This window comes from Sphingobium aromaticiconvertens (genome assembly GCF_037154075.1).
Lineage (GTDB): Bacteria > Pseudomonadota > Alphaproteobacteria > Sphingomonadales > Sphingomonadaceae > Sphingobium > Sphingobium aromaticiconvertens.
This window is the reverse complement of sequence record NZ_JBANRJ010000001.1, coordinates 290,889-305,668: the sequence shown is the minus strand read 5'-3', so window position 1 is coordinate 305,668 and position 14,780 is coordinate 290,889. Positions and strand designations below refer to the sequence as shown.

The 14,780-nt window shown below is 62.8% G+C and carries 18 protein-coding genes and 1 tRNA gene; 14 read left to right on the top strand and 5 right to left on the bottom strand.

Translation table 11 applies throughout. The annotated features are described in order from the left end of the window. The first annotated feature begins 59 nt into the window (after positions 1-59). The 3 genes from WFR25_RS01585 (at position 60) to WFR25_RS01575 (ending at position 2,126) form a co-directional block, all read left to right on the top strand. Positions 60-1,301: a cyclopropane-fatty-acyl-phospholipid synthase family protein gene (locus tag WFR25_RS01585; RefSeq protein WP_336967878.1), complete on the top strand. Its 1,242-nt coding sequence runs from the start codon at positions 60-62 to the stop codon at positions 1,299-1,301. A 132-nt stretch (positions 1,302-1,433) separates the two neighbouring features. Beyond that, the gene (locus WFR25_RS01580; RefSeq protein WP_336967876.1) at positions 1,434-1,739 is read left to right on the top strand and encodes a hypothetical protein; all 306 of its coding nucleotides are present in this window, start codon (positions 1,434-1,436) and stop codon (positions 1,737-1,739) included. A 108-nt stretch (positions 1,740-1,847) separates the two neighbouring features. Beyond that, a complete protein-coding gene (locus WFR25_RS01575; RefSeq protein ID WP_336967875.1) occupies positions 1,848-2,126 on the top strand; it encodes a DUF3297 family protein in 279 nt (92 codons plus the stop codon). A 31-nt stretch (positions 2,127-2,157) separates the two neighbouring features. Here WFR25_RS01575 and WFR25_RS01570 read toward each other — a convergent pair whose 3' ends face one another. From WFR25_RS01570 to WFR25_RS01555, 4 genes are all read right to left on the bottom strand, one after another. Then, the gene (locus tag WFR25_RS01570) at positions 2,158-2,883 is read right to left on the bottom strand and encodes a CHAP domain-containing protein (protein WP_336967872.1); all 726 of its coding nucleotides are present in this window, start codon (positions 2,881-2,883) and stop codon (positions 2,158-2,160) included. A gap of 104 nt (positions 2,884-2,987) precedes the next feature. Further along, positions 2,988-3,506 (bottom strand): CHAP domain-containing protein, encoded by a 519-nt coding sequence (locus WFR25_RS01565; protein ID WP_336967870.1) that lies wholly within the window; start codon positions 3,504-3,506, stop codon positions 2,988-2,990. Between the two features lie 105 nt (positions 3,507-3,611). Continuing rightward, positions 3,612-4,679, bottom strand: coding sequence for a DNA replication/repair protein RecF (recF, locus tag WFR25_RS01560; protein WP_336967868.1), 1,068 nt, complete (start codon positions 4,677-4,679; stop codon positions 3,612-3,614). A 57-nt stretch (positions 4,680-4,736) separates the two neighbouring features. After that, the gene (locus WFR25_RS01555) at positions 4,737-5,249 is read right to left on the bottom strand and encodes a hypothetical protein (RefSeq protein ID WP_336974584.1); all 513 of its coding nucleotides are present in this window, start codon (positions 5,247-5,249) and stop codon (positions 4,737-4,739) included. 93 nt (positions 5,250-5,342) lie between these two features. Between WFR25_RS01555 and WFR25_RS01550 the strand changes: the two genes are divergently transcribed. From WFR25_RS01550 to WFR25_RS01540, 3 genes are read left to right on the top strand one after another with little or no spacing between them, the layout of a single operon-like run. Continuing rightward, positions 5,343-5,735: a VOC family protein gene (locus tag WFR25_RS01550; RefSeq protein WP_336974582.1), complete on the top strand. Its 393-nt coding sequence runs from the start codon at positions 5,343-5,345 to the stop codon at positions 5,733-5,735. Between the two features lie 39 nt (positions 5,736-5,774). Beyond that, on the top strand, positions 5,775-6,317 hold the full coding sequence (locus WFR25_RS01545; RefSeq protein WP_336967866.1) for a peroxiredoxin: 543 nt from the start codon (positions 5,775-5,777) through the stop codon (positions 6,315-6,317). Positions 6,318-6,328: 11 nt separating this feature from the next. Then, positions 6,329-6,520: a hypothetical protein gene (locus tag WFR25_RS01540; RefSeq protein WP_336967864.1), complete on the top strand. Its 192-nt coding sequence runs from the start codon at positions 6,329-6,331 to the stop codon at positions 6,518-6,520. 265 nt (positions 6,521-6,785) lie between these two features. Here WFR25_RS01540 and WFR25_RS01535 read toward each other — a convergent pair whose 3' ends face one another. Then, positions 6,786-7,628, bottom strand: coding sequence for a cold-shock protein (locus WFR25_RS01535; RefSeq protein ID WP_336967862.1), 843 nt, complete (start codon positions 7,626-7,628; stop codon positions 6,786-6,788). A gap of 288 nt (positions 7,629-7,916) precedes the next feature. On the opposite strand from WFR25_RS01535, the gene WFR25_RS01530 reads away from it, so the two are divergent. The 8 genes from WFR25_RS01530 (at position 7,917) to WFR25_RS01495 (ending at position 14,634) form a co-directional block, all read left to right on the top strand. Next, entirely contained in the window at positions 7,917-8,534 is a 618-nt protein-coding gene (locus tag WFR25_RS01530; RefSeq protein ID WP_336967860.1) for a ribonuclease D, read from the top strand. A 14-nt stretch (positions 8,535-8,548) separates the two neighbouring features. Beyond that, positions 8,549-9,196 carry an LPS export ABC transporter periplasmic protein LptC gene (locus WFR25_RS01525; RefSeq protein ID WP_336967858.1) on the top strand — a complete coding sequence of 216 codons (648 nt, stop codon included), beginning with the start codon at positions 8,549-8,551 and terminating at the stop codon, positions 9,194-9,196. After that, complete coding sequence (locus WFR25_RS01520) at positions 9,193-9,765, top strand: LptA/OstA family protein (RefSeq protein ID WP_336967857.1); 573 nt, start codon at positions 9,193-9,195, stop codon at positions 9,763-9,765. The genes WFR25_RS01525 and WFR25_RS01520 overlap by 4 nt, the downstream gene beginning before the upstream one ends. A gap of 168 nt (positions 9,766-9,933) precedes the next feature. Next, positions 9,934-10,722, top strand: coding sequence for an LPS export ABC transporter ATP-binding protein (gene lptB / locus WFR25_RS01515; protein WP_336967856.1), 789 nt, complete (start codon positions 9,934-9,936; stop codon positions 10,720-10,722). Positions 10,723-10,770: 48 nt separating this feature from the next. Next, positions 10,771-12,282, top strand: coding sequence for an RNA polymerase factor sigma-54 (gene rpoN / locus WFR25_RS01510; protein ID WP_336967855.1), 1,512 nt, complete (start codon positions 10,771-10,773; stop codon positions 12,280-12,282). Positions 12,283-12,329: 47 nt separating this feature from the next. Beyond that, entirely contained in the window at positions 12,330-13,181 is an 852-nt protein-coding gene (locus tag WFR25_RS01505) for a D-amino-acid transaminase (RefSeq protein WP_336967853.1), read from the top strand. A 236-nt stretch (positions 13,182-13,417) separates the two neighbouring features. Beyond that, entirely contained in the window at positions 13,418-14,452 is a 1,035-nt protein-coding gene (locus tag WFR25_RS01500; RefSeq protein ID WP_336967852.1) for a MarR family transcriptional regulator, read from the top strand. Positions 14,453-14,558: 106 nt separating this feature from the next. Further along, a tRNA-Val gene (locus WFR25_RS01495) sits at positions 14,559-14,634 on the top strand. Positions 14,635-14,780 lie beyond the last annotated feature (146 nt).

The window sequence follows — 14,780 nt, the reverse complement described above, 5'->3', positions numbered from 1 at the left end:
GCGGTGCGTTGATGCTTTGGGGGTTTGACGGGTCGGCGCGCGCCTGACATCGTTACGGCATGCGAGTCTTTGATCGGGTATTGAAGCGCCTTGTGACCCAGGGGCAACTGACCGTTCATTATGCGGATGGCAGGCATATTACCGTTGGAACGCCTGATCCGGCGCTTCCCGCATTGGCGATGCGCTTTCTGGATGCGCGTGTTCCTTTCGACATATTGCGGGACCCGCGACTGGGCATGGCGGAGGCCTGGATCGACGGGCGGGTGGCGATCGAGGGGGGCGGGATCATCGATTTCGTCTCGCTGATCCGCGCCAACAACGCCTGGGAAAGCGGCAAGTCGATCAGCGCCAAGGGGGCACTGAAACGCGGCTTCAAGACCATGCGCCAGCGGCTGTGGCGCGCCAACCATCGGGGGCGGTCAAAGGCGAATGTCGCTCATCATTATGACCTGTCGGGCGCGCTCTATGCGCTCTTCCTCGACCGGGATCGGCAATATAGCTGCGCCTATTTCCCCGACGCCGACAATCAAACGGGGATCAGTCTGGATCAGGCGCAGGAGGACAAGAAGGCGCATATCGCCGCCAAGCTGGCGCTGGAACCGGGGATGCGGGTGCTGGACATCGGTTGCGGCTGGGGCGGCATGGCGCTGTATCTCCATCGCACCTGCGGCGTCGATGTGACGGGCATCACTTTGTCCGAAGAACAGTTGAAGGTCGCGCGGGCGCGGGCGGAGGAGGCGGGCGTCGCCGATCATGTTCGCTTCGAACTGATCGACTATCGCGACGTGACCGGGACGTTCGACCGGATCGTGTCGGTCGGCATGTTCGAACATGTCGGCACCGCCGACTACCGGACCTTTTTTACCAAATGCAACGATCTGCTGACACCGCAGGGGGTGATGCTGGTGCATACGATCGGCCGGATCGGCGGACCGGGTATGACCGACGCCTTCACCCAGAAATATATCTTTCCCGGCGGCTATATTCCTGCCCTGTCCGAGATGATCGCCGGGAGCGAGGGCACGCGGTTGATGGTGACGGATGTGGAGGTGCTGCGGCTGCATTATGCGCTGACAATCCGCGACTGGTATCGCCGCACCATGGCGAAGCAGGCAGAGATAGAGGCGCTATATGACGCGCGCTTTTTCCGGCTGTGGACCTTCTATCTTGCGGGCGCGGCCACTGTGTTCGAACATGGCGGCATGGTCAATTTCCAGGTGCAATATGCGCGCAACCGCCGCACCCTGCCCATCACCCGCGATTATATGGTGGAGGCGGAACAGGCGCTCGCGGGACGCTGAAACTGCCTTCCTATGCTTAACGCTAGCTGACATCCGCATTCCCGGATCGTTCAGCGACTCATCGGCATTCTCCTGACAGTCCCACCCCTGAAGCAGAGGCGGTGGCGCGTGACCTGTTTGAGGAGACTGGACATGAATATTATGTGGAAAGGCGTGGTGGCGCTGAGTGTGGCGCTGGCCAGCCTTGGCGTAGCCGTCGCCCCGGCTCAGGCCCAATATTATAGTGGCGACCGGGATGGCTGGCGCGGTGATGATCGCCGCGGTGAGTGGCGGCGTGATGACAGGCGCTGGGACAACAGGCGGCACTGGAACAACAAGCGGCACTGGCGTGGTGATCGCGACGGCTATCGCCGCCCGGCCTATCGCCAGCGCTGCTGGAATGAATGGACCTATAGCCCCTATTCTCATCGGCGCGTGCGCGTTCGTGTCTGTCGCTGATGTTCGTGTGCGTCGCCGGGCCATGTCCGGCGACGCATCGCGTGAAAGGTTGACGGGTGGTTGGGGTGGCGTCTAGGTCGCGGGCTAAGATCAGCAGGATAATTTGCCATGAGCGACACACCCCCCGACCGCCTTTCGACCAACCCGCGCAGCCCCCATTTCGACATGGAAGTGCTACAACGCGGCATCGGCATCCGGTTCAAGGACCGGGTACGGAACGATGTCGAGGAATATAGCATTTCCGAAGGCTGGGTCCGCGTCGCTGCTGGCAAGACTCGCGACCGTCACGGCAATCCGCTGACCATCAAGCTGTCCGGCCCGGTTGAGGCCTGGTACGAAAATCCGCCCGCCGATGCGGAAGGTGACGAGGCGAAGCCCCAGGATTAATCGTCGGTACTGAACGCTTTCTTCGGTGGATTCAGCCTGCCGTTGAACTGCGTTTCACTTCTTCTATGATGTCGTCCAGACTGCGATCCGCGAGCCTGGCGTCAGCATAGCCGACGATGGCGGGATCATAGTCGATCCGTATGCCCTTCTTGCCCGTTGTCGCCAGACGGGCACTGTTGCGGGCGATCTGTGTCCGCTCCCGTCGCACGGACACGGCCTTCATTGACTGTGTTGCCTCGGATGCGCTGGCCATGCGGATGCTGCTGCCCAGCCTGTTGTCCGGTGTGAAGGGCGTGAGATGCGGCGTGTCAGGATAGATGAAGCCGAAGGTCGGGTTGATCCGCGCGCCCATCTGCCGGGTTGGGCTGTGCCATACACGCACTTCGCTCCAGTCTCCCTCATCCGAAACGTCGATTGCAAGGACATCCTCCTCGATCGCGCCGGGCGCCGACCAGTTGGCGTGGCGGACCAGCACTTGCCGGTCATCGACGATCTTGCTGACCACAGCGACATGGCCGAGTGCCATCGGTCCATTGGGACGGAAGGCGAGGACCGCACCTTTTATGGGCTTGTGGCCCCGCTTGTAGCGATTCTGCGCCTGGTCCCACCAGGTCAGCGCGTCGCCATAGATGGCGACGCCGGACACCGCCCGCGCATAGGGAACGCATTTCAGGGCCGCAGCAGCCAGTGCCGGCAGCGGCAGGCCTCCAAGGCCGAGCAGCAGCACAAGCGCCGCCGGGCGCACCAACTTCTTCATCTAATGCGACCCCGAGAGAATCACCCCACCGGGAGCGAGTCTTAGGCCGGAGAATTTAGGAAGAGGTTAAACCACAGAAGGCTGCAACCGCCAGGGCACTCAGATCAGTAGGCGGCGCTGGTGGTGTCGGCCATCGCGATCCGCACCGGTTGGGCAAAGTCTTTAACCTGCTCTGGGTAGATGAAGCCGCTGGCGGGGTTGGAGCGCAGGCCCAGATTGCCGATCGGACCGTACCAGACGCGAACGTCGCTCCAGTCATTGTTGGGTGAAACGTCGATCGCGCGAACATTGCGCTCGATACCGCCGCGATAGGACCAGTTGGCGTGGGTCAGCAGCACTTCGCGGTCGCCGACGACCTTGCTGACCATGGCGACATGGCCCACCGGCATGGCGCGACTGGACGAGAAGGCAAGGACGGCGCCAATGCGTGGCTCATGGCCCCGGTCATAATGACCCTCGGCCTGCTTCCACCAGGTGTTGGCATTGCCGAACAACTGGATACCGGAAACCTGACGGGCGTAGGGCGCACATTGCAGGACACCACCAGCGGCGGCGGGGGTGATGGTCAGAGCACAGAGCGCAACGATCATGGTCGCGATAATCGCGCGTAAACGTCCGACCATGTGTGAGCGACCCCCGATATTCTTGGTTTTTAACCCAGTGACCGCCTTAGGGCAGAGCGCGACGGAGTTGAAAATGACCAAGCGATGAACCGTTGCTGCAACGCGTCATATCGCGGAACGAAAAACCTGACCAGACGTAACCTCCAAATGCGTGTTCTCGTATAAATTATTGAAAAGACTATATTCTGTACCGGTCATCCACGTCTGGCTGCCGGTTGCGGCGAGCCGGTCGAACAGTGCGGCTCGTCGCGACGGGTCGAGATGAGCCGCTACTTCGTCGAGTAGCAGCACGGGCGGCTGGCCCGTCCTTTCGGCCACCAGTGCCGCATGGGCCAGCAGGATTGAGAGGAGCAGAGCCTTCTGCTCGCCCGTCGAACAGAGCGCCGCCGCCTGATCCTTGGCAATGTGCCTGACCGACAGGTCCGTGCGGTGCGGGCCGGTGAGGGTGCGCCCGGCGGCGGCATCGCGACGACGTTCGGATGCCAAACGCGCGGCCAGTTGTTCGCCCGCATCCTCCCCTTCCAGCGCTATAAGGGGACGGGCGAAGGGCGCATCGGGCTGCCCCTCCAGCGTGGCGTTGAGGCGGTCGACCATGTCGGTGCGCGCGGCGGCGATCGCCATGCCATGCTCGCCCATCTGCCCCTCCAGCGCGGCGATCCAGAGTGGGTCAGCGGCGCGCAGATCGCCCAGCAGGCGGTTGCGCGCGCGCATCGCCGCCTCGTAGCGGGCGCTGTGCGCGGCATGGGTTGGGTGCAGCGCCAGCGTCAGTCGGTCGAGAAAGCGGCGGCGGCCACCGGGGCTGTCCATGAACAGCCGGTCCATCGCCGGGGTCAGCCACACGATGGAGAGGTGGTCCGCCAGCGCATTGGCTGACCCGTTTACACCGCCGATCCGTACCTGTCGTCGGTCGGGTGTTTCCGCGCTGATACCGGTGCCCAGCATCACTCCGCCCACGTCAGCAGCGATACCAAAGCCGCCGCCGCCGCCCTGCCGCGCCATGTCGCGCAAGGCCGCGCCGCGCAGGCCCCGACCCGGGGCAAGCATCGAGACGGCTTCGAGGATGTTAGTTTTTCCCGCGCCATTTTCGCCGGTCAGGACGATGAAGGCGTGATCTGGACGGATCAGGGCATCCTCATGATTGCGAAAGTCGCTGAGCGTGAGGCGGCCGATCATCCGGTGGCTCTAGCGACAGGGGAGCGGTTGGGGAAGCGTGGCGAGGGGAGAAGGCGCTCAGGCCGGGGTATCGCACCGTTTGCGGACGACCGCTTGCCCATCATTGGCAATCGTCAACGTTTGTCCGTCGGCGGAAGCGCGCACCTCCAGTCGTCGGGTCCAACTCTGGCCTTCGCCAGTGAAGGCGGCATCGATCGCGACCTTGCCCCCTTCCTGGCGCGTAATCCGGGTGATGGTGCCAACGCTCTCGTGGAAGATCAATTCTTTGGGCGTTATCTGCAATTCCAATTCTGCCCCAGCATCGGTGCAATTGTCCTTCGCCCCGGTCCAGCGGCCCTGGAATGTGACAGGCACCGTGTCGGCGCGGTCGGCCGCGACGCTTTCATTCGCGCCTGGATCGATCGCCGTCACCTGATTACCCGGTGTTTCGGCAATTTCGGTCGAAAGTTGGGTCTGATCCATGCGGTTGCCCGCGGGATCGCTGTCCCGTCCGCAGGCGGACAAGCCCATCGTCAGGGCAAGTGAAAGGATCAGCGAGGGATGCAGCGCGCGCATGAAGGGGGAAAGCATGAGCAAGGGGTGCGGTTCCTATTATGACCTTGATGCGTGACCATGGCCGGGCTGCGTGATAGCTTCCAGAAGAACTGGTTACGGGAGGATGCCATGCCGGTGTTGGGAATGGGAGGCTTGTTTTTCCGGGCGCGCGACCCGGATGCGCTCAACAACTGGTATCGTCAGCATCTGGGCGTTGGTGCTGGTTGCGTCTCTGACCCCGCCGTGACCCCGGACGAATGGTCTTGGGCGACGCAGGGCGGGCCGATGGTCTTTGCGCCGTTCAAGGCGGAGACGGACTATTTCGCCACCGACAAGGCCTTCATGATCAATTTTCGCGTCTCTGGTCTCGATGCGCTTCTCGATGGCTTGCGTGCGGCTGATATTGCGATCATCACCAAGGCGGAATGGGACGATCCCGATGTTGGTCGCTTTGCCCGTATCCATGATCCCGAAGGCAATGCAATCGAGTTGTGGGAACCCCCCGCGCCCAAAACCCTATAGCCGAACCCGAAGAAGGCTAACCCGAAGAAGGATAGTGACATGACGCCCATCAAGACCGCCCTTGCGCTGAGCGCCGCTTGCGCCGCCATGCTGGCCTCCACCGGCGCATCGGCCGCGCTGGCCGTGGGCGCCAAGGCGCCCGATTTCACCACGCGCGGGGCGCTGGCGGGCAAGACCTTCACGCTGACGCTTTCGCATCAGTTGAAAAAGGGGCCGGTCGTGCTCTATTTCTTCCCCAAGGCCTTCACGCCGGGATGTTCGGCCGAGGCGCGCGAATTTGCCGAGCATATCGCCGATTTCCAGAAGGCTGGCGCGACCGTCATCGGCATGTCGGGTGATCCGGTGGCGGACCTTGTTCCCTTCTCCACCAAAGAATGTGCGGGCAAATTTCCCGTCGCGTCGGCCGGGCCGGATATCGTCAAGGGTTTCGACGTCGCGCTACCGATGCGCGAGGGGATGACCAATCGCACCTCCTACGTCATCGCCCCGACCGGTCGCGTCGTCTTTGTCCATAGCGAAATGAGCTATGCCGGGCATGTGAAGAGTACGCTGGCTGCCGTGCAGGCGATGCAGGCGAAATAACGGAGCATTTCATGATGATCTTGATAATGTTGGTATCCCATACTCGTGCGGCAATGGCGGCCGTGGTGATGGCTGCCTTTTCATCAGGAAAAATCCGAGATTTTGAGGTTCGCTTGAAGGAAGATCGGGCATCGCGTGCAGAAATAGTGCGCCGTTATAACAAGGAATATCGCCAGCTATGGGTTGGCGGAGTTTCTGGGTAGCGCGCGCAGCGATGATTCCATTTCCATGTCTCCAATCGGTTTCCAGATCAGGGGTAAAGCGTGTGACATCCGCGATGTCGCGACCGAAGTGCTTCGCTGAGGCAGGGGCATGTTTCCGGGCAAGAGCAAGAATCGATCCGATTGGAAATCGCCCTGGGCATCCGACGATTAGGCATAAACAAAAAGGGCCGCTCCCCAGGAGCGGCCCTTTTTGTTTGGCGCCCTACGGCCACCATTCGATGCCCGCAGGGTATGATGCTATAGTTTAGTCCGCCTTCGACTGAAGATTGACGGCGGCGTACTTGCCGCGACGATCAACCTCAAGCTCGAAGTCCAGACGGTCGCCTTCGTTGAGAGCGGTCATGCCAGCGCGTTCGACGGCGCTGATGTGCACGAAGGCGTCGGGCTGGCCGTCATCGCGCTGAATGAAGCCGAAGCCCTTCATCGCGTTGAAGAACTTGACCGTGCCGCTGGAGCGCTCACCCGTCAACTGACGCTGTGGGCCGCGATCGCCGCCCGGTGCGGCGCCGAAGCCACCCGGTGCGCGGGGTTCGCGCGGCGGAGCGCGATCGGTCACGGGCAGAGGTTCGCCCTCGATCTTGAGGTCGGTAGCCGAAATCTTGCCACCACGATCGACCAGGGTGAAGCCCAGCGGTTGACCCTCGGCAAGGCCGGTGAGGCCGGCCTGCTCGACTGCGCTGATGTGAACGAACACATCTTCGCCGCCATCGTCACGGACGACGAAGCCGAAGCCCTTCTGGCCGTTGAAGAATTTGACTACGCCAGTACCTTCGCCGACGACCTGTGCAGGCATGCCGCGACCACCGCCGCCAAAACCACCGCCGCCACCGCCAGCGCCACGGAAACCACCGCCGCCGCCGCCAGCGCCGCCACCGAAGCCGCCGCGATCACCGCCGCCGAAACCACCACGGTCGCCGCCGAAGCCACCGCCGCCGCCAGGGCCGCCGCCGAAGCCGCCGCGATCACCGCCGAAACCGCCACCGCCAAAGCGGCTGCCACCACCGCTCGGCTCGTAGAAACCCTCGTCGCCGAAACCGTCACGCTTGTCCCTGCCGCGCCCGCCGCGGCGACCTTTGTCAAAACTCATGCCCTGTTAGTCACTTTCGCTTCGCCCCAAGATGGAAAACCGGACAAACATGTCGGGCGAATGACATGAAGAATCCACCGCAAAGGTGCAGTTTGGGAATCACTATAACAAGTTTTCCGGCCCATGCGACAGATTTTAGCGAGCGGACGATGGATCGTGCGCCACGCAGGCATGAACGCGAGTACGCCCGCACAGGGGAGCGCCCAGGGGCGTGCTCGCGGGAATGCCGGTGCGCGCGCCGGAAAACGCCTGATTGCGGTGTGGGCGCTTTGGCCATAGAGGGAAGCCATGACCGTATATTTCCATGAAGAAGACCTGCCCGCAGGCGTCCTGGCCCCCGGCCCCGTCGCTGTCGATACCGAAACGATGGGCCTCATCACCCCACGCGATCGACTGTGTGTGGTGCAGATCAGCGACGGCAAGGGTGACGAGCATCTGATTCGCTTCAATCCCGGCAGCGACTATGCCGCGCCCAATCTGCGCGCGGTACTGGCGGACCCGGAACGGCTGAAACTCTATCATTTCGGACGTTTTGATATCGCCGCGCTTCAACATTATATGGGCGTGGTGGCTGCACCCGTTTACTGCACCAAGATCGCGTCGCGGCTGATCCGCACCTACACCGATCGCCATGGCCTGAAGGAACTGGTGCGGGAATTGCTGGGGCAGGATATCAGCAAGCAGCAGCAGAGTTCCGATTGGGGTTCGCCCATATTATCGGACGCGCAGAAGGATTATGCCGCATCGGACGTGCGCTACCTGCACTTGCTGAAGGAAGAACTGGACAAGCGCTTGATTCGCGAAGGGCGAATGGAACTGGCGCAGGCCTGTTTCGATTTTCTGCCGCACCGCGCCATGCTGGATCTGGCGGGCTGGCCGGAAACCGACATTTTCGCGCATATGTAAGGAACGGCTGACCCATGTCGATCCAGGCCGAACAGCAACGCGATGTCCGCCGCCATTGGGCGCGGCCAGGTGGCGGCCACGACAGGGTGGTTGGTGCGCTCAAAGGCTGGCTGCCGATGGCGGTGGGCGTGCTTGCCGCGTTGCTGGCGACGGCGCCTTTCCTGGGTGGTGACAAGGTCAGCTTCGTTCTCGACAAGAACAAGGTCGATGTCGCCACGGAGCGGATGCGCGTGAGCGAGGCGCTCTATCGTGGCGAAGACAGCAAGGGTCAGCCCTTTTCGCTGCGCGCCGGGTCCGCCGTGCAGAAAAGCTCGCGCGAACCGGTGGTCGACCTCAACGACATGTCGGCGCGCATATTGCTGTCCGATGGCCCGGCTGTACTCGACGCGCGGCGCGGCCGGTATAATATGGAAAGCGAGAAGGTCGCGATCGAGGGGCCTGTGCAGTTCCAGGCGGCGGGCGGATACCGGCTGACCACGCGCGATGTCGGCATTGATCTGAAGACGCGCCAGATGCGCAGCGAGGGGCATGTCGATGGCCGCATCCCGATCGGCACCTTCAGCGCCGATCATCTGGAGGCGGACATGGGCGCGCGGACGGTGACGCTGAACGGTCGCGCCAGCTTGCGTATCGAACAAAATGGTCTCAAAGGGACGAAATGACGCGCTGCAAACTTGCCCTTGTTCCTGTTGGCCTGACGCTCGGTGCTGCCCTGTTGACACTGGGCGCGCATGTGCCAGTCCTGGCGCAGGTGATGAAGAATCACGACAGCAACGCGCCGGTCAACTTCACCGCCGACCGGATCGAGGTGCAGGACCGCGCCGACCGGGTCGTGGTATCGGGCAATGTCGAAGTGACTCAGGCGGGTATGACGCTGAATGCGGCGCGCATGACCGTGGCCTATCGTCAGCAACCGGGCGGTGGAACCGGCACCAGTGGCGTGGAGATCGACCGGATCGACGCATCGGGCAATGTCGTGGTGACCAAGGGTACGGAGACGGCGCGCGGCAATGTTGCCATTTACGATCTCAACAGCCGCATCATCACCATGTTGGGCAATGTGGCGCTGAATCAGGGCAGCAATCGTCTGACTGGCGGGCGGCTGGTGATGGACCTTAACAGCGGACGGACCACGGTCGATGGCCGCGCCTCGGCTGCGGGTACGCCGGGGGTGTCGGGTGGTGGTGGCCGTGTATCGGGGACGTTCAGCGTCCCGCAGCGCAAGAACTGACGCTTTCAAACAAGTGCATTTACCGCATTTTTGCGATGGGCCGGGCGATTTTCGCTTGGCTCCGCGCGTTCGCCCATGCACAAAGCCTGCCAAGTCGGGCTTCCCGTGCCTATTTACGGATGGTTAGCCCCCTTGCCGTCACCGCAAGGCAGATTTGAAGGATAGACCATGAACGACAGTCTGGTCCAGGACCGCCCCGCGCCCGGCGCCATGCCACAGGTGCCGCAGGAATTGAGCGACGGCCTGTCGGTCGTGTCGATCGCTAAAAGCTATGACAAGCGCGCGGTGCTGGTCGATGTTTCGCTGACCGTGGGGAAGGGCGAGGTTGTCGGCCTGCTTGGCCCCAATGGTGCGGGCAAGACGACCTGCTTTTACTCGGTCATGGGTCTGGTGCGCCCGGATCAGGGCCGCATCATCCTGGACGGGAAGGATATTACGGGCCTGCCCATGTATCGCCGCGCAATTCTGGGTCTGGGCTATCTGCCGCAGGAAACGTCGATCTTTCGTGGTATGACGGTGGCGCAAAATATCAGTGCCGTGCTGGAACTGGCGGAACCGAACAAGGCGGCGCGGGAAGCGCGGCTGGAGGAATTACTGGGCGAATTTGGCCTCGTGAAGCTGCGCGATTCATCGGCCATGGCCTTGTCGGGTGGCGAGCGGCGGCGGTGCGAGATTGCCCGTGCGTTGGCGGCCAACCCGTCGATCGTATTGCTGGACGAACCTTTCGCGGGCATCGACCCGTTATCCATTGCCGACATTCGCGATCTGGTGAAGCAGTTGAAGACACGGGGCATCGGCGTTCTCATTACCGACCATAATGTCCGCGAGACGCTGGAAATCGTCGATCGCGCCTGCATCATTTATAGTGGTCAGGTGCTGTTCGCGGGCAGCCCGACGGAACTCGTCGCCAATGCCGACGTCCGGCGGCTGTATCTGGGCGAGAATTTTCAGCTGTGACATGATGCGGTCGCCCCTTTCTCTCGCCGTTGACGGAAGGACAGGCTGATGGCGATGGGACCGCGCCTGGACCTGCGGCAAAGTCAGTCGCTGGTGATGACGCCGCAATTGCAGCAGGCGATCAAGCTGCTGGCGCTGTCCAATCTGGAGATTGAGACATTCATCGCCGGGGAACTGGAGAAAAACCCCCTGCTCGACACACCGCCTCCGGGAAGTGACGGGTCCGGTGAAGGTGATGGCATTGATCGCGTGGTTGAGACGCCGACGCTGTCGGGCGATGTGGGGGAAGCGGACAGCCTGATCGCGCAGGGGTTGGGCGCGGCCGATTCGCCGCTGGACGTCGATCATGGTGCGGAAACGTTCATCGACGATGGTCCGGCTGATCGCATGGCCGGCGGCAGTGGCGGCGGACTGGGCGAGATCGGCGGAGGATCGGGCGAGGCGCCGGACTTCGACAGTTTCGCCAATCCGGAACCCGGTCTTTACGAACATCTGATGGATCAGGCCCGCGCCGCGCTCTCCGGGACAGACCTGTTGATCGCCACGCAGTTGATCGGCCAGATCGACGCGGCGGGCTATCTGGAGGCAGACCTGCTCCAGACCGCCTATCAACTGTCCATAGCGCTGGCGCAGGTGGAGCGGGTGCTGGACGTCATCCATGGCTTCGATCCGGTCGGTGTGGGTGCGCGGACACTGGCCGAATGCCTGGCGCTTCAGGCGAAAGAGGCTGACCGATACGATCCCTGTATGCAGGCGTTGCTCAAGAATCTCGACATATTGGCCAAGGGCGCACTGCCCCAGCTACGCCGTATCTGCGGCGTGGATGAAGAGGATCTGGCTGAGATGATCCGCGAACTGCGGGCCTATGATCCCAAGCCCGGTCTGCGCTTTTCGAGTGAGCGCACGGCATCGGTAGTCCCGGACCTGTTCGTTGCACCGGCCGGTGCGGGCTGGTCGATCGAACTCAACAGTGCGACGCTGCCACGGGTGCTGGTGAACCGGAACTATTATGTCGAACTGGCGGGCGGCGCGCAGGACAAGGCGTCGAAAGCCTGGTTGGCGGACTGCCTGACCAACGCCAACTGGCTGGTCAAGGCGCTGGATCAGCGACAGCGCACCATCATCAAGGTCGCGACCGAGATTGTGCGGCAACAGGAGGATTTTTTCCGCAAGGGCGTCGCGTACCTCAGGCCGCTTACGTTGCGCGCAGTCGCCGACGCAATCGAGATGCATGAATCGACGGTCAGCCGCGTGACGTCGAATAAATATCTGTCCTGCCCCCGCGGTCTGTATGAACTCAAATATTTCTTCACCAGCGGCATTCAGTCGTCGGACGGGGGTGAGGCTGTGTCGGCCGAGGCGGTCAAGAGTCACATCAAGGCGCTGATCGGGGCGGAGGACGCGCAGGCGATCCTGTCCGACGACACGCTGGTCGATATGTTGCGCGGGCGCGGTTTCGATATTGCGCGGCGCACCGTCGCCAAATATCGCGAGGCGCTGGGGATCGGCTCTTCGGTCCAGCGGCGGCGGCAAAAGGCGCTGAAGGGCAAGGCTGCCTAAGGCGGGCCACTATAGTCACGCGCATCATTGGGGGACGTTCAGACCATATGTCGATTGCTTATCTCAACGGCAGCTATCTGCCGCTGGCGGAGGCCCGCGTTTCGGTGCTCGATCGGGGTTTTCTGTTCGCGGACGGCATCTATGAAGTCGCCGCCGTGATTGAGGGGCGGTTGATCGACAGCGCGTCGCACCTCGCCCGGCTGGAGCGATCGGCGAGTGCCCTCGACATCCCATTGCCCCTGTCGCTGGCGGAGGTCGAGGCGGCGCAGAAGGAATTGGTGCATCGCAATGCGATGGTGGAAGGGTTGGTATATCTCCAGTTGACGCGTGGGGCCGCCGAGACGCGCGATTTCCTGGCGCCTGCCGACCTGGCGCCGACATTGGTGATGTTCGTCCAGCCCAGGGCCTTTCTGGATACGCCAGCGGTGCGTGAGGGGATCGCCGTCGCTACCATGCCCGATCTGCGCTGGGCGCGACGGGACATCAAAAGCGTGGGCCTGCTGGCGCAGGCGATGGCGAAGCGCGTCGCGAAAGAGGCTGGCGCGCAGGAGGCATGGATGGTCGAGGATGGCTTCGTCACGGAGGGCGCGTCGTCCACGGCCTTCATCGTCACGGACCAGGGCATTGTGACGCGACCCTATTCACAAGCCGTGCTGGCGGGTTGTACCGGGGCGGCGCTGGGCGCCTTGGCAGAGGAGAGCGGGATGACGCTGGTTCGCCGCCCCTTCACCGTATCGGAAGCGCTGGCGGCGCAGGAGGCGTTCATCACCAGCGCGTCGACCCTGTGTCAGTCGGTGGTGCGGATCGACGGTCAGCCGATCGGTGCGGGCGCGCCGGGACCGGTCGCGATGCGTGTGCGGCAGCTTTACATCGATTTCGCGCGCCGGACGGCTGTTTGAATGGTCGGGGAATAACATCCGTTTTGGAGAAAATTGAATCGCAGCGGTCACCGCCAGCGATTTCTGTCCATATCGACCACCATTGCGGAGCGACAATGGCGGGAAAGATCCAGTCGTGACGTATAGGAAACGATATTGATCCACTCTGCATCCGTTGCGGAGGAAAGAAGCGGCGACGCTCACCCCCTGCGGGGTTAGGGCAACAAAGAACAAATACGGCACAGGAGCATCGACCCATGGACCAGCACGGCGCAGCCAATCCCCATGATATTCCCTATGCCACGAAGGACATCCGACCCGGCCTGCTGGTGATCGCCGACGCGGGTGGCTGGGACGGGTTTGCAGCGCTGGCTGACGCGGCCGGACTGCGCCTCCAGGCGGTGGTGCCGCTGGCGGAGGGAGCAGCGCGGCTCGAAATGCAGATCGGTTGCGACGTGGCCCTGCTGGTTTGCGTGGCGCCCGACCCATCGCTGGAACGGCTGTTGGTCCAGCTCGACACCATTGCGGCGATGGGTGAGATGCATCTGGTGGTCGTGTCGGCGCTGGACAGTCTGGACATGGCCTATGCGCTGACCCGTAGTGGGCATGTGCAACTCTTGTGTCAGCCCGATGCCACCGATCTGTCAGCCGCGCTGGTGACGGTACGGTCGGGTGAGCGGGTCGAGCCGACGCTGAACGACATCAGCCGCGAGAGTGAAGGAACACGGCTCCAGCGCCTGAGCGAAGAGGTCGGCCGGCTGGCCCGGACGCTGGACGCGCTGACGGCGGGGCACAGGCTTGCCATGCCCGCGCCCGCTGCGCCGTTCGCGTCCTTGTCTGGCGGGCATGTATCGGATCATCCCAGCGACTATATCGGCATGCCTGCACTAAGTCCGCTGGGGGCGGGTTCGGCACAATCTTCCGGCCATGACAAAGAGGCTGTGACGGCGGCGCAGGTTCGCGATTTGCTGCGCGCGCGGCGAATGCGGGCCGACTTCCTGCCTGCCGACCTGTTCGCCGACCCCGCCTGGGATATGTTGCTCGACCTGTTGGCGGCGCGACTCGACGGGGCGCGGGTGTCGGTGTCCAGCCTGTGCATCGCCGCTGCTGTACCGCCGACCACGGCGCTACGGTGGATCAAGACGCTGACTGATCAGGGGCTGGTGGACCGGCGCGCGGACCCGCATGATGGTCGCCGCGTGTTCATCGCGCTGGCGGACGAGACGGCCGATGCCCTGAACCGTTGGTTTGTTGCGGGACGCAGGCTGCTAAATGGTGTGGCCGGTGCCTGACGTGCGAATGCCGGACGCGTAGATGCTTGACGAGACCGGCGATTGCCCTAGATAGGCGGGCACGGATGGGCCGCCTGCGCGATTCAGCACAGGCAACGGCTCTGAAGGGCGATTAGCTCAGTTGGTAGAGCGTCTCGTTTACACCGAGAATGTCGGCGGTTCGAGCCCGTCATCGCCCACCATTATCTATACTATTCTCTCCAGTGATTGGGATGATCACAGTCGCGGTAACGCTGCGCTGCGCGTGATTCGCAGCGCGATGACGGCTACCTTTCAGCGGCCGGCTACGCGCGCAAAGACGCTGGCGAAGGCGCGTCAGGACTGTATA